The organism is Microbacterium tenebrionis (assembly GCF_903645325.1).
GTDB classification, from domain to species: Bacteria; Actinomycetota; Actinomycetes; order Actinomycetales; family Microbacteriaceae; genus Microbacterium; species Microbacterium tenebrionis.
The window spans coordinates 1-18,616 of the sequence record NZ_CAHJXQ010000016.1; the positions used below are offsets into that span (position 1 = coordinate 1).

General features: G+C 69.0%; 28 protein-coding genes. 22 read left to right on the forward strand and 6 right to left on the reverse strand.

The window, feature by feature from the left end; all coding sequences use genetic code 11:
• From HWX58_RS14165 to HWX58_RS14225, 13 genes are all read left to right on the forward strand, one after another.
• A partial coding sequence (locus tag HWX58_RS14165; protein ID WP_217703000.1) for an FHA domain-containing protein occupies positions 1 to 901 on the forward strand: 901 nt, incomplete at its 5' end.
• A gap of 65 nt (positions 902 to 966) precedes the next feature.
• Positions 967 to 1,221, forward strand: coding sequence for a hypothetical protein (locus HWX58_RS14170; protein WP_175988838.1), 255 nt, complete (start codon positions 967 to 969; stop codon positions 1,219 to 1,221).
• A 222-nt stretch (positions 1,222 to 1,443) separates the two neighbouring features.
• Positions 1,444 to 3,477 (forward strand): hypothetical protein, encoded by a 2,034-nt coding sequence (locus HWX58_RS14175; protein ID WP_250646276.1) that lies wholly within the window; start codon positions 1,444 to 1,446, stop codon positions 3,475 to 3,477.
• Positions 3,478 to 3,813: 336 nt separating this feature from the next.
• Complete coding sequence (locus tag HWX58_RS14180; protein WP_175988839.1) at positions 3,814 to 4,695, forward strand: ArdC-like ssDNA-binding domain-containing protein; 882 nt, start codon at positions 3,814 to 3,816, stop codon at positions 4,693 to 4,695.
• A 47-nt stretch (positions 4,696 to 4,742) separates the two neighbouring features.
• Complete coding sequence (locus tag HWX58_RS14185; RefSeq protein ID WP_071643367.1) at positions 4,743 to 5,366, forward strand: DUF6349 family protein; 624 nt, start codon at positions 4,743 to 4,745, stop codon at positions 5,364 to 5,366.
• A 27-nt stretch (positions 5,367 to 5,393) separates the two neighbouring features.
• Positions 5,394 to 5,705 carry a hypothetical protein gene (locus HWX58_RS14190; protein ID WP_005053814.1) on the forward strand — a complete coding sequence of 104 codons (312 nt, stop codon included), beginning with the start codon at positions 5,394 to 5,396 and terminating at the stop codon, positions 5,703 to 5,705.
• 408 nt (positions 5,706 to 6,113) lie between these two features.
• Positions 6,114 to 6,362, forward strand: a complete 249-nt coding sequence (locus HWX58_RS14195; RefSeq protein ID WP_005053817.1) for a glutaredoxin domain-containing protein — start codon at positions 6,114 to 6,116, stop codon at positions 6,360 to 6,362.
• Positions 6,363 to 6,422: 60 nt separating this feature from the next.
• A complete protein-coding gene (locus HWX58_RS14200) occupies positions 6,423 to 6,839 on the forward strand; it encodes a hypothetical protein (RefSeq protein WP_175988841.1) in 417 nt (138 codons plus the stop codon).
• Positions 6,840 to 6,888: 49 nt separating this feature from the next.
• The gene (locus HWX58_RS14205) at positions 6,889 to 7,149 is read left to right on the forward strand and encodes a hypothetical protein (protein ID WP_175988843.1); all 261 of its coding nucleotides are present in this window, start codon (positions 6,889 to 6,891) and stop codon (positions 7,147 to 7,149) included.
• 47 nt (positions 7,150 to 7,196) lie between these two features.
• A complete protein-coding gene (locus HWX58_RS14210; RefSeq protein WP_071644695.1) occupies positions 7,197 to 7,580 on the forward strand; it encodes a single-stranded DNA-binding protein in 384 nt (127 codons plus the stop codon).
• A 248-nt stretch (positions 7,581 to 7,828) separates the two neighbouring features.
• On the forward strand, positions 7,829 to 8,626 hold the full coding sequence (locus HWX58_RS14215; protein WP_071644694.1) for a ParA family protein: 798 nt from the start codon (positions 7,829 to 7,831) through the stop codon (positions 8,624 to 8,626).
• Positions 8,623 to 9,027: a ParB family protein gene (locus HWX58_RS14220; RefSeq protein WP_005053832.1), complete on the forward strand. Its 405-nt coding sequence runs from the start codon at positions 8,623 to 8,625 to the stop codon at positions 9,025 to 9,027. Before HWX58_RS14215 ends, HWX58_RS14220 begins: the two co-directional genes overlap by 4 nt.
• A 4-nt stretch (positions 9,028 to 9,031) precedes the next feature.
• The gene (locus HWX58_RS14225) at positions 9,032 to 9,496 is read left to right on the forward strand and encodes a hypothetical protein (RefSeq protein ID WP_143187242.1); all 465 of its coding nucleotides are present in this window, start codon (positions 9,032 to 9,034) and stop codon (positions 9,494 to 9,496) included.
• A gap of 2 nt (positions 9,497 to 9,498) precedes the next feature.
• Here the strand turns inward: HWX58_RS14225 and HWX58_RS14230 are convergent, their stop codons facing one another.
• From HWX58_RS14230 to HWX58_RS14245, 4 genes are all read right to left on the reverse strand, one after another.
• Positions 9,499 to 9,777 (reverse strand): hypothetical protein, encoded by a 279-nt coding sequence (locus tag HWX58_RS14230; RefSeq protein WP_005053838.1) that lies wholly within the window; start codon positions 9,775 to 9,777, stop codon positions 9,499 to 9,501.
• A gap of 383 nt (positions 9,778 to 10,160) precedes the next feature.
• Positions 10,161 to 10,481 (reverse strand): DMT family transporter, encoded by a 321-nt coding sequence (locus HWX58_RS14235; protein ID WP_019160223.1) that lies wholly within the window; start codon positions 10,479 to 10,481, stop codon positions 10,161 to 10,163.
• On the reverse strand, positions 10,481 to 10,828 hold the full coding sequence (locus HWX58_RS14240; protein ID WP_005053852.1) for a DMT family transporter: 348 nt from the start codon (positions 10,826 to 10,828) through the stop codon (positions 10,481 to 10,483). Before HWX58_RS14240 ends, HWX58_RS14235 begins: the two co-directional genes overlap by 1 nt.
• A 2-nt stretch (positions 10,829 to 10,830) precedes the next feature.
• Positions 10,831 to 11,361, reverse strand: a complete 531-nt coding sequence (locus HWX58_RS14245; protein WP_071644690.1) for a TetR/AcrR family transcriptional regulator — start codon at positions 11,359 to 11,361, stop codon at positions 10,831 to 10,833.
• Positions 11,362 to 11,608: 247 nt separating this feature from the next.
• On the opposite strand from HWX58_RS14245, the gene HWX58_RS14250 reads away from it, so the two are divergent.
• The 4 genes from HWX58_RS14250 to HWX58_RS14265 are packed head-to-tail and all read left to right on the forward strand — an operon-like array spanning position 11,609 to position 13,609.
• Entirely contained in the window at positions 11,609 to 11,851 is a 243-nt protein-coding gene (locus tag HWX58_RS14250) for an antitoxin VbhA family protein (protein ID WP_005053860.1), read from the forward strand.
• Between the two features lies 1 nt (position 11,852).
• Positions 11,853 to 12,680 (forward strand): Fic/DOC family protein, encoded by an 828-nt coding sequence (locus HWX58_RS14255; protein WP_175988846.1) that lies wholly within the window; start codon positions 11,853 to 11,855, stop codon positions 12,678 to 12,680.
• 12 nt (positions 12,681 to 12,692) lie between these two features.
• Positions 12,693 to 13,025 (forward strand): hypothetical protein, encoded by a 333-nt coding sequence (locus HWX58_RS14260; protein ID WP_175988848.1) that lies wholly within the window; start codon positions 12,693 to 12,695, stop codon positions 13,023 to 13,025.
• On the forward strand, positions 13,022 to 13,609 hold the full coding sequence (locus tag HWX58_RS14265; protein WP_175988850.1) for a recombinase family protein: 588 nt from the start codon (positions 13,022 to 13,024) through the stop codon (positions 13,607 to 13,609). The genes HWX58_RS14260 and HWX58_RS14265 overlap by 4 nt, the downstream gene beginning before the upstream one ends.
• Here HWX58_RS14265 and HWX58_RS14270 read toward each other — a convergent pair.
• Both HWX58_RS14270 and HWX58_RS14275 read right to left on the reverse strand, forming a co-directional pair.
• On the reverse strand, positions 13,590 to 13,838 hold the full coding sequence (locus HWX58_RS14270; protein ID WP_175988852.1) for a helix-turn-helix domain-containing protein: 249 nt from the start codon (positions 13,836 to 13,838) through the stop codon (positions 13,590 to 13,592). The genes HWX58_RS14265 and HWX58_RS14270 overlap by 20 nt on opposite strands.
• Before the next feature lie 475 nt (positions 13,839 to 14,313).
• Positions 14,314 to 14,685 (reverse strand): hypothetical protein, encoded by a 372-nt coding sequence (locus tag HWX58_RS14275; protein ID WP_071644683.1) that lies wholly within the window; start codon positions 14,683 to 14,685, stop codon positions 14,314 to 14,316.
• Positions 14,686 to 14,940: 255 nt separating this feature from the next.
• Here HWX58_RS14275 and HWX58_RS14280 point away from each other — a divergent pair, with 255 nt between their 5' ends.
• From HWX58_RS14280 to HWX58_RS14300, 5 genes are all read left to right on the forward strand, one after another.
• Positions 14,941 to 15,339: a plasmid mobilization protein gene (locus HWX58_RS14280; RefSeq protein ID WP_005053874.1), complete on the forward strand. Its 399-nt coding sequence runs from the start codon at positions 14,941 to 14,943 to the stop codon at positions 15,337 to 15,339.
• Positions 15,339 to 17,087, forward strand: coding sequence for a relaxase/mobilization nuclease domain-containing protein (locus HWX58_RS14285; protein ID WP_438268266.1), 1,749 nt, complete (start codon positions 15,339 to 15,341; stop codon positions 17,085 to 17,087). The genes HWX58_RS14280 and HWX58_RS14285 overlap by 1 nt, the downstream gene beginning before the upstream one ends.
• Before the next feature lie 15 nt (positions 17,088 to 17,102).
• Entirely contained in the window at positions 17,103 to 17,945 is an 843-nt protein-coding gene (locus HWX58_RS14290) for a hypothetical protein (protein ID WP_005053879.1), read from the forward strand.
• Between the two features lie 134 nt (positions 17,946 to 18,079).
• Positions 18,080 to 18,403 (forward strand): hypothetical protein, encoded by a 324-nt coding sequence (locus HWX58_RS14295; protein WP_217703001.1) that lies wholly within the window; start codon positions 18,080 to 18,082, stop codon positions 18,401 to 18,403.
• Positions 18,400 to 18,558, forward strand: coding sequence for a hypothetical protein (locus HWX58_RS14300; RefSeq protein ID WP_175988855.1), 159 nt, complete (start codon positions 18,400 to 18,402; stop codon positions 18,556 to 18,558). The genes HWX58_RS14295 and HWX58_RS14300 overlap by 4 nt, the downstream gene beginning before the upstream one ends.
• The last annotated feature ends 58 nt before the right edge of the window (positions 18,559 to 18,616 follow it).

Consider the following 18,616-nt stretch of genomic DNA (forward strand, 5'->3'; position numbering starts at 1 on the left):
CCGGCGCGGCGGTCGCACGCGGGCTGTGAACGCCACACAGCCCGTCCCAGGGCTCCACCGCGTCCCCGAGTGGCCCCGGCTCGCCGCCGAGGTCACAGCCGACGGCACAGGGACGCTCACGGTCAACGGACAACGGCGCGCGTGCGCGGCCGAGTCCGTCGCCGCGCTGCGCACGGGCATGATCGCGCGCGCCGTGGCGATCGCCACGCAGCTACGCCGGCCGATCCGCCTCGACGTCACCGAGGACGGCCGTACCCACGCCCTCGCCGTACGCCCCGAGGGCTACGTGCAGCTCGTCGGCGCCGACGGCACGATCCCGGCCGCTGACGGCCTCAGCATCGACGAGGGCCGATGCCGAATCTGTCGCCGCCTACAGCCGGTGACGTCGACGACGTGCGTGCAGTGCGCCGTCGACGAGCCGCTGCGCGTCGAGGTCGCCCCCCTGGCCGAACCGAACGCCGTTACGCCGCCGCCCGCGGCCGCGCCGATCACGCGCCCGAATCCCATTGAGCTCCGCGCGCTCGACGAGCTGCACGACGTCGAGCAGACCCGCCTTACCCGTCGCGCGACACCGGCCCGCCCAGCGCTGCGCCTGGCCTTCAACACGCAGCGCAGCGTCTCCGCTGGCCCCCGCGTGGTCATCGGCCGCAACCCCGAGCCGATCGCCGGCCACGAACCCCTCAGCATCGCCACACCGGGCCGGATGCTCTCGCGCACACACGCGACGATCGCCGTCGACGACGCCGGTCACATCGTCGTGACCGACCTCGATTCCGCGAACGGCATCGAACTGCAGTCGACCCCGCCGCGGTGGCTCACCCCCGGCCAGCCCACCACGATCCCGGAGGGATCGACGATCCTTCTGGGGGACGTTGAGTGCACCATCGAGCGGGCGCAGTGAACTACACCTGTGGCCGTCGGCGTGTCCTCCCCTTTGTGTTAAGGAAAACCGAGAGACTGGCGCGCATGGGTACTCAGAACGGAAGGCCGAGCAAGGGACGTCGCGACGCCATTCTGGCGAAGCCCCCCGTAGAGTTCGGCGCGATCTTGAAGCAGAACGCAGATGCCGCCGGACTCTCCTATGGCGAGTACCTGGTGATGCTCGCGGCCGACGCACTGGGAATGCCTCAGTACGCACCGCCGCGCCCGCGCGATCGCGCAGCAGAGCTGCCGATCCCCGAGCTGAACACGGCCAAGGAGGCAACCTCGAAAGCCGCATAGAACGAGCGAACCCCCCGCCTCTACGAGACGGGGGGCCGAAGCTAAGTGCCTGATCCTCTGAGTTTGGCGACCTGGTAGATCAAGGCAGTTCCAGAAAAAGCCGGTAAGGAACCGGACCTTCGCTGTACCCAGCGACCGAAGTCGAAAGGTGGTGCCATCATAGCGCGCGCTCCTCAAAAGCGATATCGCGTTCTCAGCGAGTCGTGGGCACTCACCACAGCAGTGAGCCCGCGGCCGCGCGTGCGCGTGGCCGTCGTCGACGCCTATGGCACCGTCCTGAACGACTACCGGGATCGCGCGATCGGCACGGCCGCTCCTGAGCGCCCGTGGGCTGTCTACCTCGCCGGCCCCGACAAGCGATTCCGTCTCCTCGCGTTCGACCTCGACGCCCACGGCGACCCCGCGGCCGCAGCTCGCGACGCCGACGTGCTCGGCGGCCTCCTCCGCGACGTCGGCCTGCCCTACGTCCTCTGCGAGTCCGGGCCGACCGGCGGCCGGCACCTGTGGGTCGGCTTAGGCGAGTCCGTCGACGCTGAAACCGTCGCCACCCTCGCCCGCCTCACCAAGCACCTGTGCCCCACCCTCGACCTGTCGCCGCTCAGCAACGCCGTAACCGGCTGTGTGCGGCCACCAGGAGCGCCCCACCGTGCCGGCGGGCACTCCACGGTCCTCAGCGGCGACCTGGACGCGCTGCGCGCCCCCACGGCCACCGCGGCACAGGTCCGCGCGCTCGTGAGCCTCGTCGCCGGCCTCGTCGACGACACCGAGCCCGCACGGCCCATCGACCCCCGCTCACCGCTCCCCCTCGACTCCCACGGCCGCCTGCACCTGGCCGGCCCACGCCGCCAGCTCCCCGCCAACAGCTCCGCAGCTCTCCGAGAGACACCCATCGACGCCTCAGCGACGCTCTGGCGCGTCCTGATCGGCGCAGCGGCCGCCAGGTGGCGGCACGCCGACGTCGCCGCCCTCGTCGACACCGAGCCCGGCCTAGAGCACGTCCGCAGCCGCGTCACCACCCGCGGCCGCGCAGCTCGCCCCCGAGGCGAGCAGGCCGCCGTGCTCGGCCGACAGTGGAACAAGGCCGTGCGCTACGTCGCCGCGAGTGACCGCCAGATCGGGGACGATCCCACGTTCGACCGCCGCGCCGACGCGATGGCCGCGCACGTCCGCGACGTGCAGCTCCGCGCCGACGCGGCCGCCGGCCGCTGGACCCGCGGAGGCGGCCCCGCCGATCGCCGCATCCTCGACGTGCTGAGCTTCCTCGCCCTGCACGCCCTCAGCGCCTCCGTGGAGGCCGACACCCGCCGCCTGGCCCTGTTGGCCGGGGTCGGCCGCGAGACGGCCAGGACGGCGCTGCTGCGCCTCGCAGAGGACGGATGGATCGCCCAGACCGCGGCCGCGGACGGCCCCCGCGCCGCTCACTGGACGATCGACCCGCAGAGCACTCTCCACAGCAACACGGATCATGCCCGGTCACAAGCGGACCCGCGCCCCCCTGGGGCCGGGGCCGCTGAGAGAACTACGCTCCTCGCAACGCTGCGCACACGAACGACGGATGCCGCACATGACCTGTTCACCGCTACCCGCCCCGCGCTCGGACACCTGGCCGGGAACCTCTACGCACGAATCGATTCCACAGCTCGCACCCTCGACGAACTCTCCCCCACCATCGGCGCCGATCCTCTCCGAACCCGTCGACTCCTCGACCGCCTCACCTACGCCGGCATCGTCGAGCGCAGCCGGGACGGATGGCACCGCGTCTACGCCCACTCCCCCGACGCGGCCGCCGAGCGCGCCGGAGTCGCCGGCCGACTCGACGCCCGCGTAGACCGCTACCGCGTCGAGCGCGAAGCATGGGCCTGGTGGAAGGCCGAGGAAGCGTGGATGCACGCACCGCGTCGACCCGATGCCCGAAGTCGACCGAGCCGCGGTCAACTCTCCCTCGTCCCCGACGACGGCACCCACGCCTACGGCCCGCACCCGCGCCGAGCCGATGGCCGGCTGGACTACGCCGCAGCTCGACGGATCATCATCGAGGAGCGCGAGGGAACGGCCGTGCGCCCCTACGAGCGCGACGCCGACGGAGATCTCCGCTCGAGAACCGTTGTCGACGAGACCCCCGCCGACGTCGACGCCGACGGCGAGTGGATCGACCCCGGCTATTGCTCCCACGGGATGACCGTCGGCGTCCGGTGCCGGTACTGCGACGGGCCAGCCGTGAAGCTGCTCGACACCCCGCAGCGCCGCGTCGCGTAGAGCCGATCCGCTGCGCGGAGGCGAGCCCAGGGGCTCGCTGGTCGAGCCGGCGGTGCCGGCACAGTCAGGGCCTACGGCCCGTTCTTTTGCCGTGAAGCCTTCGGCAGCATACGGTCGTCAACCCTCCACCCAAGCGGCTGCGCCGCCGGCTCCTCCGAGACTTTCGGCACGCGGTCGCTGCGCTCCCTTATTTCGCGCCGAAACTCTCTCCCCCACCGCCCTACGGGTTGAGCTCCGGGCATCCTCCCTAGCGGCGGTAAACCGCCTTCACGGCAAAAAAACGTGGAGGGGATGAGCAGAGAAATAACCCTATTACCGGCACGGAAGGTTCCGAACATGGCACGCAACGTCAAGACCACCAAGACCCCCGAGCAGCGTCGCGCCGAGGCCGAGGAGCTGCAAGCCACGATCGCGGAGCAGGTCGAGGCGCTGCGCGAGTCGGAGGCGTGGGCGCGGTTCCTGGACTTCACGAAGGCATTCCACCGCTACAGCATCAACAACCTGTTGTTGATCTTCGGTCAGTGCCCCGAGGCGTCCCACGTCGCCGGTTACCGGACGTGGCAGAAGCTCAACCGCCAGGTGCGCAAGGGTGAGCGCGGAATCCGTATCTTCGGCGGCCGCGACGTGCGCGAGACGGTCGAGAACCCCAAGACCGGCGAGGACGAGGAGCAGCGCCGAACGCTGTTCTTCCCGGTGTCCGTGTTCGACATGGGACAGACCGACCTCATCGACCCCGAGGCGGGCGACCCGACCGACATCGCGCGGCCGCTGACCGGAGACGACCCCGCGGGCATCTTCGACGCCGTGGCCGACTACCTCATCGGCAAGGGCTGGACCGTCGAGCGCGAGAGCATCCCTGGCGGTGCACACGGCTACACCGACCCCGAGGGCCGTCGCGTCGTGCTCGATTCCGACCTCTCCCCCGCCCAGGCTGCAAAGACCGGACTTCACGAGGCCGCGCACGTCATCCTGCACGCGGACGAAGATCACGCCGAGTACGTCGAGCACCGCGGCACCAAGGAAACCGAGGCCGAGAGCGTCGCCTACGTCGTTGCCGGGATTCTCGGACTCGACACCAGCGCCTACAGCGTCGGATACGTCGCCGGGTGGAGCAACTGCGACGCCGAGACGATCAAGGCCACCGCGGCAAACGTGCTGCGCGCAGCTCACGCCCTGGCCGACGCGCTCACCGAGCAGCCCGAGGCCGTAGCCGCCTGAGCGGCAATAACTCTATTGCCGTCAAGACCGTCAGAGGAGAAGGAACGATGACCGCGGAAACCCTGTTCGACCTGGCCGAGTTCGAGCGCGAGGCCGTCGCCGCCACCGCATGGGACGGCGCGCCCCTGGCCTACACGACCAGCTACTACAGCCCCGCCGAGCTGGATGCAGCATTCGACCGCTACCGCGCCGAGTTCGGCGGCTTCGGATGCATCCCCCGCTCCCACATGTGGCACCGCAACAGCTACAACCAGGGCGAGCGCGCAGCGACCGCCGACGGCCACGAGCTGCACATGTTCTACGCCGACGCCTGGTGCAAAGAGGCCGACCACGACCACAGCGCCGACCCGCTCCCCGGCGGCGGTCGCTATCAGGCCGTGTGCCCCGGCTGCGCCTGGCACGTCATCAGCGAGCGCGAGAACGACGCCGTAGAGGCGTGGCACGACCACGCCCTGCCCGGCTGGCGATCACTCCCGATCATGCCCCGCCCCGCCGCAGCGGCCACCGACGAGAAGAAGGCACGAGCCGCCGCCGCCAAGTGGTGCGCGGCCAACTACCCCGCCGAGTGGCAGCGCCCCGGCTCCCCCGTCCGCACCATCCGAGGGCCGCACGGCGGCCGACACGTCGAATCCCGCTCGCCCTTCGGCGGCTACGACCTCGCCGCCGACTGACCACCCCGACCAGACAGGAGAACCCCCGTGCACACCCTCACAGAAACCGACGTCGCCGCCCTCCTCGACGACCTCGCCCGACTCCTCCCCTTCCCCACGACGCTCTACACCGACATGGGCGCGGATAGCTGGGCCCCTCAGCTCTACTTCGGCCCCGTCGACCCGTCATCAGACCTCGCCGCACACCGGGCCGGGATCGACGCCGACACCGTGCGCCCGGTCTGGTGGATCGACCTCGACGGCGGAACGCGAACGATCCTCCTCGACGAGGTATCCCCCGACGACGTGTGGAACGTCGCCGCCCGAATCGTCACGCTCTACACCGAACACCGGCAATAACTCCAATACCGCTACGCGGCCCAACGCAATAGGGTGGGTCGCGTCGGCGGCCTAGTCCGCGTCCCCCAGCGAGACACGCAGCCCCGGCACCCGCTCCCCGCCGCCACGTCGCCCCCCAGACCGCGCGGCGGGGAGCCTCTACAGCGGCCGACGCCGGACGGAGCCGGCGCCGGCTAACGGACGGCCGGACGGAGCCGGCCGACTGCAGGGGCCTGTCGGCCCGTTCTTTTGCCGTGAAGCCTTCGGCAGCGTACGGTCGGCCAACCTGCGCGCTAGTGCTTTCGCGGCATATCCTCCCTCGCTGCGCTCAGTCCGGTATTCCACGGTCACTAGCACTCCGGCCGCCCTCCCTAGCGGCGAATGAATTCGCCTTCACGGCAAAAAAACGAGGGGTGGGAGGATTACCAAATGGAAGCGCTAACCGTCTACACGACCGGCCCGCAGTGTGGGAAGTGCCGCATGACGAAGATGATGCTCGACAGCAAGGGCGTCCCCTACGTCGAGGTGAACATCACCGAGAACCCCGACGCGCGCGAGTACGTCACCGAGGAGCTGGGCTACACCGTGGCCCCCGTTGTCGTCGTCGACGATGACGATCATTGGTGCGACCTCCGACCCGACCACATCGAGCGGGTAGCCGCTCACTTTGCCGCCTGACACCCGTAGTAAATAACTCTATTACCGCTTATACTGGTAATACCTACCCAAGGAGGAACCATGAACGCTCGCAAGCTGACCCCGTATGACCGAGGCACCCGCCTAGAGCCGCAGCTCTGGCCGCTCGGGGATGACCCCGACAGCTACGGCCGGGTCGACTTCGACAACGACGAATCGGCAACCGTGCTGACGGCCTACGTCGAGCGCGAGGGCGACGGCTACGCGATGCACGTCGCGGGGATGGCCGAGCCCCTGAGCCTGGTCGTCGACGGCGGCGGGCGCGTCGTCCCGGTCGACGCCGAGCTGTGCGCAGGCATCGACGAGCTGCTGGACACGGCCCGCCGAGGCCGCGAGGAATTCGAGCACCAGGCGAGCTACGGCGACTACACCGCCGAGGATCGCGCGGCCGCCGATCGCCGTTGGCTGCTGGCCCAGAAGGTGGCCGAGCTGCTGCGCGGAGAAGCCGAAAAGGCTTGACGCTAATAGAGTCATTTACTACAATAGAGTTATTACCGAGGAGGACAGCATGACCACTCAGACCATCACCGTTACCCGGCTTGCCGATCTGCGATTCGGTGACCGGATCAAGAGCTGGGACGGCCGCCCCTACACCCCGCCCCGCCGCGTCGTCTCCGAGCTGGGGACGATCACCGCCGGTTCGCCCGTGCAGGGCGTCCGCTTGCAGAACCCCGACCCCACGAGCCCGATCGAGCTGGTGCTGTACCCGTCGCAGATGGACGGCCGCAGATTGGAGGTTGAGCGCGAAGCATTCGACCCGGCAGAATAACACTATTAGCGGCAACACCTGTAATACCGACCGAAGGAGAAGAACCCATGAGCTACATCACCCGCACCGGCAACCTGGCCGCGACGCCCACCCTCCGCGAGGGGGATAACGGCCCGTACACCTACGCCCGCGTCCTCGTCAGCGACCGCATCCGCCAGGAGGACAACAGCTACACCGACGGTCCCACCGTCGCCTACGACGTCGCCGTGAGCGGCAACCAGGCCGTGAACCTCGTCGAGGTGGCGGAGCAGTCGGGCAACGTCCGCGTGACGTTCTCGGGCCGCTACCGCGTCACCGAGTACAAGGGCGAGCAGGGCACCCGCTTGCAGCACGAGGTCCGAGCCGATGAGGTCGCGGTCAGTCTGCGCGGGCAGAGCGTCCGCGTCGTCGGCAAGCCCGTCGCCGACCAGGGCGACGACACCCCGTTCTGACCGACTGGGGGAGGGGCGGCCGCAGGGCTGCCCCTCCCCGTCGTGACGTCGAGAGAGAGGCACGCGAGCATGACCAAGACCGAATTCTGCCTGTGGGGCATCGCCGCGATTCTGGGCGTGTGCGCCGCGATCCTGTGGCTCGTGCAGCCGACCACGATCCCCGACGACTTCCGGCTGCGTCACTGAGCATCCCGCATCACCGTCAATAGCTGTATTAGAGTTGTTCCCGTCAACGGAGGTATTTTCTTATGACCGCTCGAATCCTCGCCCTCTGCAACCAGAAGGGCGGCGTCGGCAAGAGCACGACGTTATTCCAGCTCGCGCGCGCCGCGGTGCTCGCCGGTCGCCGCGTGCTGGCCGTCGACAACGACCCGCAGGGCAACCTCACGAGCAACATCACGGCCGAGGAGGTCGACGCCGAGCAGGCGGGCCTGGCCGACGTCCTGAGTACCCGCGCCGACGACACCATGCGCGACGTCATCGTGCCGGGACTGTGGCCCGGCCTCGACGTTGTGCCGACGTCCGGGGCCACGCTCGGGAACGTCCGGGATGAACTCGTCATAGCCGGCGCCGGCCGAGAGGTTCGGCTGCGCGAAGCGCTGGCCCAGGTGATCGAGGACTACGACCTGATCCTGATCGACTCCGCGCCATCCCTCGACCAGCTCACGATCAACGCCCTCACGGCCGCCGACGCGGCCGTGATCGTCACCCACACGAAGAAGTGGAGCCTTGACGGACTCGGGCAGCTCCTCGACACGATCGGCAACGTCCAGCGGTACTACAACCCCGGACTGAGCGTCGCCGGAATCATCGTCAACCAGCACGAAGAACGCACCGTCGGCGGGGCCGCCTGGCTCGACGAGCTCCGCGCGGCCGCCGAGGGCCGCGGGCTGCGCCTGATCGGTCGACCCATCCCCAAGCGCGTCGTGATCGCAGACGCCACCGAGGCCGCGCGCGGCCTCGACGAGTGGGGGAGTGCCGAGGCAACCGCACTCGGAGCGATCTACGCCGAGCACCTGGCAGCTATCGAAGGAGATCCGTCATGAACCGTCCCGCCCCCCGCAAGTCGAGCCTGTCGAGCGCGAGCCCGTTCGATCACCCCACGGCCCCGGAGGCACCCCAGGAGGCTCCCGCAGCGGCTCCCGCCTCCACTACGCCCGCCCCGGCGGCCAAGAGCGCCACAGAGCCGCTGAGCGCCGCTGAGAAGGGGGAGAAGCCCGGCAAGCCCCCGAAGATCACGATCTACCAGCACCCCGACGACTCCGCCCGCATGCGCGGCGCGATCGTCGCCTACATGCGCAACGTCGGCATGACCAACCTGTCAAAGTTCGCCAACGAGGCGATCATGGAGAAGGTCGAGCGCCTCGAAGCCCAGTACAACGGCGGGGAGCCGTTCGAGCCCGTCGGCCCGGGCGTGCTGACCGTCGGTCGACCGATGGGGGAGTGATGACATGCCGACGCTGAACCATGCCGCTCGAGAAACGTTGCAGCTCGCAGGGCTGACGTCGCGCCAGTGGGCGCAGCGCCACGGCTATGCGTCCGCGGCCGAGTGGCGCGGCGACGAGTGCGGATGCCCGGATGACCGATGCATCGGCTACCACCACGACGCCGAGGAAGAGTGCGGATGCCTCCCGGCCCTCATCGACGAGCTGCGCCGCGATGAGCGCAAGCTGGCCGACGCGCGCCCGGTGTGGGCCGCGCACGTGCGCGCCACCGAGAGCGGAACCCCCGAGGACCGCGCAGCAGCCGAAACGCTCGTAGCCGCGTGGGTCGAGGAGTACGCAGCGGGCACGACCTGGCACGCGCTCAGCGACTCGCCCCGCGGCATCGTCTACCGCAACCAGTGGAACGACTCGACCTGGCTCCTCTACGACGCCGATCGCGACTCGATCGAGACGGCCGAAGTCACCAGGTAGGGCTACGGCGTCCGCTGCACCGGAGTCACCGCAGACGCCCAGACCCAGGCGCGATACTCCGTCTCGCGGATTGAGAACACCACGCCGACGGCATCCGCCGTCCACCGCACCGCTACCGCGTCGACGAGTACAGGTTTCGGCCCGAACCGCACCCAAGCTCGCACCGGCTTAGGTCGAGGGTCGATCGTCAACGGTTCGGAGTCCAGGCGCAGCTCCTCCGGCGTGAGCGACTGCAACGGGCCAGCACTCACCACCGTCTGTTCCAAGATGCGCTCATTCATCAGACGGTCGTAGTGGTCCGCGTATCGCTTATTGCTCCCGATGGCCGTCTCCTCCCCGGCCAGGATGAGACTACCGCTATTCGAACATGTGTTCGATGAAACCGCAGGCGCGCACCTAGTCGGGCCTGACCGAATGTCAGAGGATCGAGAGAGGATGGATCACATGAAGGACAAAGCGATCAACGAGCTGCCCCAGGGGCACCCCGCCTGGATTGCTGCCTACGCGGGTGTACGAACAGGATGAGGGCCTGGCCGTGCGTGCTCAGAAGATGACTGTCGACGGTGATCGCGTCCACGAATCGGATGTCGACGTCGGGGTCTTCGAGGAGGGCGCGGCGAATTGCCGCGAGGGTGCGAGCAACGGTCATGGCCGCGTCGGCAGGCTAGTGGGCCGCGCCGAGTTCGACGAGGAGGACGCCGCCGATGATGAGGGCGATGCCGAGCGCCATGACCCAGGTGAAGGGTTCTTTGAACAGGAACTTGCTGGCCACGGCGGTGAGGGCGACGCCGGAGGCGGCCCAGATGCCGTATGCGACACCGATGCCGAGCCCGAGGGCGAGGACTTGGGTGAGGAAGAAGAACGCGCCGAGGTAGCCCACGACGACGGCGATGTAGAACAGTTTCCGTCCGCCGGTTGCGAGGCGCAGGGAGAGTGCCGCGCCGACTTCGAGGACGATCGCGAGGATGAGGAAGAGCCAGACCATCAGATGCTCGCCTCCCTCTTGCGCTGCGCCGCTTGCGATCCAAGTTCGACGGTGAGAACACCGCCGATGATCAACGCCAGGCCGAGGATCATCACGCCGGTCAAGGGCTGTCCGAACAGAAGTGCCGCCAGCACCGCCGTTAGGGCGACGCCCATCGCGCCCCAGATCCCGTACGCAACCCCGAGGGCCATCCCCTCGCGTAGAACGAGCGCGAGAAGCGTGAACGCGCCGACGTAGCCGATCGCCACGAGGATGTACCAGGCCGGGTGGTCCTGGCCGGCTTGGAGGGCGAGGGAGCCGGCGACTTCACTGATGATCGCGCCGGCAAGCAGGAGCCATTTCTTCATAGTCAGTCCTTCATGAGGTTGTGGGCGAAGGCGCGGAGCTGCGCCAGGTCGCCGGGGGTAGGAGGGGAGACGTTGGAGGCTTCGGCCAGCCACCCGCCGTCGGCCAGGAGGCGGGCGGCGAGCAACCGGGTGCGTTCGTCCGGGGCGACGTCATCCGGCACGACGAGCCAGGGCGCGAGACGTTCGGCCCAGCGCTGCGTGAGCGAGCGGCGCAGCTTCGGATCACTCATCGCCACCAGGTCGGTTTCATCGAACCCCCCGGACAGTGACCAGTCGACGTACGCGCCGATGCGCGCGGCCGGGTCCGCGCCCTCCGGTGACGACCCGAGGCGTGCGACCAGTCCCTCTTCCCAGCGGTCCAAAACGGAGTCCACCAGGGCGAGCATGAGGGCTTCCTTCGTGGGGAAGTGATACATCACTCCCGGCTTGGTCAGCCCCACACTTCGGGCCACGGAATCCAGGGACACCGCCCGCCCCTCGTCGAGCTGAGAGAAGGCGGCCGCCAGGATCGCGGGGCGAGGATCGGTGCGCATGAGTGTAGGTTACCATCCGGAAGGTAACTAGGCCAGGAGTCTCCTACAGTGGAGTTGCACGCATATGTTCATCACCGCGAGCCGAGTAGGCCGAAAACGATCGATTCCGGCACGGCCGCGAGCTGCACCGCGGCGACGTCGACACGCCGTGCCGAAACCCTGTGCCGAAACCCTCTTGTGCCGAAACATTCCATAGACCGTTTTCGGGAAAACCGGTAGACTGGTAGGACGACGAAGGGAGCCCATCGTGGCTGAGGCATTCACGGTCGAGCAGGAGTGGCCGGAGCTGTTCGCGCAGCTCGACGCGACGCAGCGCGACAGCGTGCGCCAGGCCCTCGCCGCCGGATGGCACGAGGGGTTCACCCCGACCCGCGAGGACGTCGAGAACGTGACCGACTACACCCGCGGGGCGATCGACCTCGCGGAGTACCGTCGACGCGGCCACGCTGCCGCTCGCCGCGCTGCCGGCGTCGTCGGCGCCGGCCGCTGACGTGGCATCCCAGTTCGATAGCTGGGAGTCGTACTTCTACCCCGACACGATCGACCCGCTGACGGGGATCGGGACGCTGCGCAACCTCTACGACGAGCGCGACGCACGGGTGCTGTCTCGGATGGAGTACACCGACACCACCGTGCGCGCCGTGCAGCTCGGTAACGGCGAGGTCGACGTGCCGCGCACGTTCGACGGGGAGCACCTACGCGCGATCCACCGGCACCTGTTCCAGGACGTCTACGAATGGGCGGGGGAGTACCGCACCGTGGAAATGTCGAAGGGTCCAGGGCGCGGCTTCGGTGAGGTCAAGACGGGCGAGGTCGACCGGTATCTGTCGGACGCCCGCCAGCTCGTGACGTCGACCGACTGGGCCAAGATCAGCCGCAACGATTTCGTGGCCACGGCCTCGACCGTGTTCGCCTACGTCAACCAGGCGCACCCGTTCCGCGAGGGCAACGGCCGCACGTCGAAGGTGTTCATGGCCCACGTGGCCGAGCAGTCGCCGTATCGGTTCGACTTCGCTCGCGTGAGCCCGGAGCAGTGGAACGCGGGATCGGCCATGAGCCGACCCGACATGTTCGCCTACGCTCCCGAGCCGGCCTCTCTCGTCCCGGTGTTCGCCGCGGTGACCGTCGAGCGCACCGCACCGCCGGCCGCCCCTGACAGGGCCGCTCAGGCACGCTCAGCGCTCAGCGCGTCCTATCCCCGTCCCGCGTCCGAGGCGACGAAGCAGACACCGCAGCAGGGCACACAGGCCCGGCCGCCGAGTGCCGGCTACCGCGGCCCTCAGATGCCGGGCCACGGCTCCAATGTCGGTCGCGATTGATAGAGAGATTCCATGTTCTTTGACTCGCTCGTCCCCAACCTCGTAACCGGGCTCGGAACGCTGTTCTTTGCCGTCGGCGTCGTCCTGCTGCTGACGCTCCGCGATCGGTTCGGAGCGACGCCGGCAGGTGCTCGCCGGCTCCTGTGGGCGATCGGGTTCTCTGAGCTGGGCGTGGTTCTGTGGATCGTCGCCCTGTGGCTCGACGGCACCGTCTGGCTTCCCGGTCGGATCATCGCCACGGTGGCCGTGACGGCGGGCGTCGCATTCGCCGTGTGGCGGTTGACGCGGTTCGTTCGTCAGCGTCGCGCACAGGCAGCTCAGGACGCTGAGCGGGCGCACCCGTGACGAACGTCGTCGGCTACGCGCGCGTGTCCAAGCGCGAGCAGAACCCCGCGGCCCAGGAGGCCGAGCTGCGCGCGGCCGGTGCTTCTCGAGTATTCGTTGACCACGGCGAGTCGAGCCGCATCGCAGACCGTCCGCAGTGGCTCGCCTGCCTCGACTACCTCCGCGAGGGCGACACCCTCCTGGTGCGCCGCCTCGATCGGCTCGGAGGGTCGGAGCGGATCATCATCGAGACGCTGCACGACCTCGACCGCCGAGGGGTGAACATCAAGAGCCTGACGGAACCGATGATCGACACCACAACACCGATGGGCCGCGCACTGTTCGGCATGGTCGCCGTGTTCGCGCAGCTCCGCGTCGACACGATCCGGGAGAACACCATGCGCGGCCTCGCTCACGCGAAGTCGCAGGGAAGGGTCGGTGGCCGGCCGTCGAAGATGACGCCGGAGAAGATCGCACAGGCGCATCGGATGCGCGCCGAGCATCGCAGCCTCGACCACATCGCCGCGGTGCTCAGCGTCGGCAAGTCGACCGTTGCCCGCGCCCTCAACAAGGCCGATCAGGAACTCACTCAGACGCAGCGGTAGCGCCGCCCTGGTCGGCGTGAAGCAGCACGCCGGGCGCGACGTCGAGAGCGCCGGCTATCGCGTTCAGCTCGTCGACCGTGAGGCCGCACGGCCTGGTCAGGTGCAGTCGCCGGGTGAGGGTGCGCAGCTTGATCCCGGTCGCGTCGGCCAACCACTCGACCGTCAGACCCCGAGTGTCGAGCACGCGCCGGATGCGCTGCGCGACCTGCACCGCGATTGATCGCGTCATCGGTCATCGTCCCCCAACTCACCCTCACGAGTGAGCGTGTCGATCACCGTTACGACGTCGCCCCCCGGCACCGTCACGGATGCCGCGAGCCTATAGCCAGAGCGACCGTACTCGTAGAGCTGCTGGTCACGTTCACCCACATTTCGCATAAGCCGACCGCGCTCCTCATCCGACGTCGGCAGTGTCGTTGTCAGCGTTGCGAAACTCACGGGTCTACTCATCGTTCGATCCCAATCCCTTGTTGTGTGTCCGATGAAAGTAGGCAGTTCGGCGGTACGCCGAGGTGCCGGCTTTCTCGGAACACTTGCCGCCTTGCACGCAGCGGAGAGCCGGTCAAGGGGAGCCCGCAGGGCTCTCCCGAAGGGACGCGAAGCGCCCTTGACGGGATCGGGAGCGGAGTGCAACCCCGCAACGCGGGGACACACGAAAGCCCCACGCCGCAGAGCGGAACGTGGGGCCGAGAACGTGGGAGCGATCAGCCCTCCGTAGAAGGCTCCGACGACGCATCGTCAGCCGCCGCGGGTGCCGAGCTGGACGCAGGCTTGCGCGTCGATCGACGCCGGGTGCGCGCCTTCTTGTCGGGCTCCGCAAACCCGATCTTGCGCAGCTCGTCGGCCGACCATCCGGCGCTCAGCGCAGCCGAGTAGGCGCGCACGTCCTCCCGCTCCGCGGTCGCGATCCGCTCAGCGATCCGCGCCTGTAGGTCGGCCAGCTCGCGCGCCGTCTCGTCGCGCACATCGCTGAGCGACTGCCGCGCCTCCGCGACGGTACGAACCGCAGTCAGGCGGTCATCCTGTAGACGTCGCGCGCGCTCGATTGCTTCCTCTGGTGTCAGTTGCGTAGCCATGCACCAATCGTACGGATCGCGCCGTTCGAAGTCGACGCCTGTCGACACATCAAAAGCACGCCGAGGCGAAGCCTCGACCACTCCCGTCTGTCGACGTGAGCGAACCCGCATGGCGTCCCAGACGGAGCAAGCTAAAGGATCAGGTGCCCTGATCCACCTTGACCCCTCGACAGCCGTCGAGCGGTGCGGCACACTTGATGTGTGCAGTCCCCGCAGATGCGGGGTCGCTGCGCTGGGCCGAGGGAAGGGGTTGCCGTGTCTGACGAGTCGACGAAAGAGCGTCAGCAGGGCACGGGCCGGCGACGGCGCATCCCCGGCGGTCGCCCCGGCCGACACAACGTGCGGACGAGCCCCGAGGAAGAGGGCTCGTTGCAGCGCCTCGCCCGCGCCGCGGACATGAGTGTGCCGCGTTACCTGGTCGAGAGCGGCTTGGCTGTCGAGACGGGGGAGACGGTCACCGAGCGACGCAACGCCATCGTGAAGTTGTTCGAGCTGCACCGGCTCTTAGCCGCGGTGTCGAACAACGTCAACCAGATCGCGAAGGCCACCAACGCCACCGGTCAGCGGCAGGCAGAGACAGACGCCACGCTCGCCGCCGTGCGTCGAGTCGCGGAGCGCATCGACGCCGCCGTGGATGAGCTGAGCCTGTCATGATGCCGAACGTCACGCGCGGCGATCGGATGGCCGGGCTGATGACCTACCTCGTCGGGGAGGGTCGTCACAATGAGCACGAGGAGCCGCACCTGGTGGCCGGCGATCACGCGCTCATGGCGTGGTACGACGACGCCGAGCTGAGCGGCGACAACGCGAAGGCGATCGCGCGTCACCTTGACCGTCCGCGCACCGCTATGGGCGTCGACGTGAACGGCGGCCACGTGTGGCACGCCTCACTGTCGCTGCGCGCCGAGGAAGGCATTCGCACCGATCAGGAGTGGGCCGCCATCGCGCAAGACTTTGTGTCCGCGATGGGGTTCGACGACAACGACGGGACCAAGGCTCCGTGCCGCTGGGTCGCGATCCGGCACGGCTTGTCCCAGGCCGGCAACGACCACGTGCACATCGCCGTGAACCTCGTTCGCGAGGACGGCACGAAGGCGTCGACGCACCTGGACTACCAGCGCGCACAGAACGCCGCGCGCGCTCTCGAAGTGAAGTACGGCTTGGAGCAGTTGGAGTCGACGAAGGGGGAGCGCGCGACGCGCGGCTACAGCCCCGCGGAACAGGCCCGCGTCGAGGAGCGCGCCGCGCTGTTTGCGCAGCGCAAGTACGAACAGCACGCGGCCCGTGTCGGGGGAGAGCAGCCCGAATGGCACCGCCTCGACCCGAAGGAACGTCAGGCACGCATCACCGCTGAGGTTCGACTGAACGCACCCCGGAACGACCTCGCGCGCACCGTCCGAGGCGCGGCCGGCGCGAGCGAGAACGAAGCCGAGTTCGTGCGCCGGCTACGCCGCTCCGGTGTCCTCGTGCGCCCCCGGTTCGCGGAGGGCACGACGGACGTCATCACCGGCTACTCGGTGGCGAGCCGACCGGCCGACGGCGAGCGTCCGATTTGGTACGGCGGCGGCCAGATGGGCCGCGACCTCACCCTGCCGAGGCTCCGCGAGGGATGGCCCGACACACCCACCGGGGCGACCGACGCGGCCGCCGAGTGGCAGGCGGCGGGACGAGGCCGGCGGCCCGTTGCACCTGGTCGCGAAATGCGCGAACCGGACCCCGAGCTGTGGCAGCGCCACACCGAGGAAATCGGGCAGCTCCGCGAGCAGCTTAGGTCGATCCCGCTCGACGACCGCGACACCTGGTCGACGGTCGCACGTCAGACCGCGGCCGCGTTCGCAGCCTGGTCGAACGCCGTCGAGGAGACACCCGGCGACCTGGCCGAGGCATCCGACGCACTCGCCAAGTCGGCACAGACCTACCGTCGCCCGGTGAAGCCCCAGCGTGCCGGCCGGGTGGCAATGTCAGGTGCGACGATGCTCCTCGCCAGCGTCGCCCGAGGCGGCCAGGGAACAGCCGCACAGCTCGCCATGCTGCGCCAGCTCATGAACCTCTCCCAGGCCGTCTACGACGCCGCCAAGGCCGCAGGAGAAGCGCGGCAGGCAGCGAACGTCGAGGCCGCCGTGCGGGAGCGCGTGATGAACGTGCGGCGTCAGCTCGAAGCGGTGCCGGCCACCACAGCCGCGTCGACCACGACGGCCCCGACGTCGACCGCCACGGCGACCGCACCCACGATCGACCGCTCCGCGATCGTCGACGCATCCGTGCAGGAAGCGCTCGACAAGATGCAGCGCGCGGAGGAGAAGCGCAGCAACACCACCGGCTCGCCGGTTCCGCCCCAGGTGGAGCCCGCGCGGCCGCGCACCACGACGAAGCCGGGCGCAGATCGCGGCCCGGAGCGATGAGAAGGGAGTCAGATCATGGCCGATGAGAGCGACGGCATCGAGGAAGCATTCGAAGGGCAGCTCCGCATCGCCGTCACCGCGGCGGGCCGCGTAGGCGAAGCGTTCGCCCGTGGCCGCGAGGAAGCGGCGCGACGAGCGCAGGCGCAGAGCGAGCAGGCGGCCCGCGAACTGTCGTCACGGTTCGAGGCAGAGAAGCGCGCAGCTCGCGTCGAGCTGGGTGGTGTGTACCGCTCCGATTGGTGGGACAAGGCGACGCCGCAGCAGATCGGCGGCGCACTCACCACGGCGCGCGCGTGGGGCACGGAAGACCCCGAGGCGCAGCGCGCGGAGGGCCGCATCCGCGACGAGCTCCGCACGCGCTACGGCGTCGACGTCGACAACACCGGCGCCGATCCCGCGGCCGTCCAGGCGGCCGTCGAGGCTGAGCAGCTGCGCCGGCAGTCCGACACCGAGCGTCAGCGCAGCGCCACCGAGCAGGCCGAAGCGGTCGCACTCTCGCGCCAGGCCGACGAAGCTGACCGCGCGGCCGAGGCGTCCCGCGACACCGCCGACACCACTCCCGACGAGGGAGAGCGCGAGCAGGCACAGGTGCAGGCCGAGCGCGAGCAGAACCGCGCCGAGGCCACCCGCGAGAAGGCCGAGCCGCTGTACGACTCGTCCGAGCGGCGCGAGCGCGACGCCGACAAGCTCGAACAGCGCGGCGTGGCCAAGGAGGCCGTCAGCGCGAAGATGGCCGCCGACGTCAGCCAGGGCAAGCCGGCCACCGAGGCGGTCAAGGCGCAGCAGCTACAGAGCACCAAGGCGCGGCCGAACCGGTCGCGCTCGTCGAAGGTGCAGCGCACTGAGATTGGTCGATGAGCGTCCGCGGGAGGCGCATCGCGCAGCTCGTTAGCGTCGGAGTCGTCGCGGCGGCCGTCGGGTTCGGCGCGCGTAGCCTCCTCCCACCGTTCGCGGACGACGCATTTTGGCGCGCGTTCTGGTCAGGCCCGCCGATGGCGGGCCTGTTCGCCATCGGCGCGGCCGCGGTCGCTTTCTACCCGGCCTACCGGTCGACACTGATCGCGCGCGAGAACGCCGCACGCGAGCAATGGTGGAAGCGGGCGGAATGGGCGCTCGGGCAAGCTGGTTCTGACAATCAGACTGACCGCGAAGTCGCGAACGACGCCCTGGTGGCGCTGTTCGACGAAGCGACCGAGACGGAGGGCAAGATGATCTACCGCACGATGCAGAACTTGCAGGACGCGAGCGGCGTAGACAGCGAGCCCGTATCGGCGGAAACTAGTAGTAGATGGAGGTGGCTACCGTGGGTGAAGTGACGAAGAAGGCAAGCAGCTTGCAGCGTCGGATCGCGGCTGGCAAAGCCGAGCCGATCAGCGATCGCGAGCGGGCGCAGCTCCAAGAACTCCGACAGGCCTACATTCGCCGGTTCGGGAAAGACCCCGACGCGCGGACCGTCGCCAAGACTGCCTGAGCAGCCGTCTAAGCGCACGAGAGAGGGACCGACCCACTGGGCCGGTCCCTCTCTCGTT

What these genes read in the sequence shown, in the direction of transcription:
- HWX58_RS14170 (WP_175988838.1), top strand. Translation starts at nt 967, where the DNA reads ATGGGTACTCAGAACGGAAGGCCGAGCAAGGGACGTCGCGACGCCATT.
- HWX58_RS14180 (WP_175988839.1), top strand. Translation starts at nt 3,814, where the DNA reads ATGGCACGCAACGTCAAGACCACCAAGACCCCCGAGCAGCGTCGCGCC.
- HWX58_RS14185 (WP_071643367.1), top strand. Translation starts at nt 4,743, where the DNA reads ATGACCGCGGAAACCCTGTTCGACCTGGCCGAGTTCGAGCGCGAGGCC.
- HWX58_RS14195 (WP_005053817.1), top strand. Translation starts at nt 6,114, where the DNA reads ATGGAAGCGCTAACCGTCTACACGACCGGCCCGCAGTGTGGGAAGTGC.
- HWX58_RS14200 (WP_175988841.1), top strand. Translation starts at nt 6,423, where the DNA reads ATGAACGCTCGCAAGCTGACCCCGTATGACCGAGGCACCCGCCTAGAG.
- HWX58_RS14205 (WP_175988843.1), top strand. Translation starts at nt 6,889, where the DNA reads ATGACCACTCAGACCATCACCGTTACCCGGCTTGCCGATCTGCGATTC.
- HWX58_RS14210 (WP_071644695.1), top strand. Translation starts at nt 7,197, where the DNA reads ATGAGCTACATCACCCGCACCGGCAACCTGGCCGCGACGCCCACCCTC.
- HWX58_RS14215 (WP_071644694.1), top strand. Translation starts at nt 7,829, where the DNA reads ATGACCGCTCGAATCCTCGCCCTCTGCAACCAGAAGGGCGGCGTCGGC.
- HWX58_RS14220 (WP_005053832.1), top strand. Translation starts at nt 8,623, where the DNA reads ATGAACCGTCCCGCCCCCCGCAAGTCGAGCCTGTCGAGCGCGAGCCCG.
- HWX58_RS14225 (WP_143187242.1), top strand. Translation starts at nt 9,032, where the DNA reads ATGCCGACGCTGAACCATGCCGCTCGAGAAACGTTGCAGCTCGCAGGG.
- HWX58_RS14230 (WP_005053838.1), bottom strand. Translation starts at nt 9,777, where the DNA reads ATGAATGAGCGCATCTTGGAACAGACGGTGGTGAGTGCTGGCCCGTTG.
- HWX58_RS14235 (WP_019160223.1), bottom strand. Translation starts at nt 10,481, where the DNA reads ATGGTCTGGCTCTTCCTCATCCTCGCGATCGTCCTCGAAGTCGGCGCG.
- HWX58_RS14240 (WP_005053852.1), bottom strand. Translation starts at nt 10,828, where the DNA reads ATGAAGAAATGGCTCCTGCTTGCCGGCGCGATCATCAGTGAAGTCGCC.
- HWX58_RS14245 (WP_071644690.1), bottom strand. Translation starts at nt 11,361, where the DNA reads ATGCGCACCGATCCTCGCCCCGCGATCCTGGCGGCCGCCTTCTCTCAG.
- HWX58_RS14260 (WP_175988848.1), top strand. Translation starts at nt 12,693, where the DNA reads ATGTTCTTTGACTCGCTCGTCCCCAACCTCGTAACCGGGCTCGGAACG.
- HWX58_RS14270 (WP_175988852.1), bottom strand. Translation starts at nt 13,838, where the DNA reads ATGACGCGATCAATCGCGGTGCAGGTCGCGCAGCGCATCCGGCGCGTG.
- HWX58_RS14275 (WP_071644683.1), bottom strand. Translation starts at nt 14,685, where the DNA reads ATGGCTACGCAACTGACACCAGAGGAAGCAATCGAGCGCGCGCGACGT.
- HWX58_RS14285 (WP_438268266.1), top strand. Translation starts at nt 15,339, where the DNA reads ATGCCGAACGTCACGCGCGGCGATCGGATGGCCGGGCTGATGACCTAC.
- HWX58_RS14290 (WP_005053879.1), top strand. Translation starts at nt 17,103, where the DNA reads ATGGCCGATGAGAGCGACGGCATCGAGGAAGCATTCGAAGGGCAGCTC.
- HWX58_RS14295 (WP_217703001.1), top strand. Translation starts at nt 18,080, where the DNA reads ATGGCGGGCCTGTTCGCCATCGGCGCGGCCGCGGTCGCTTTCTACCCG.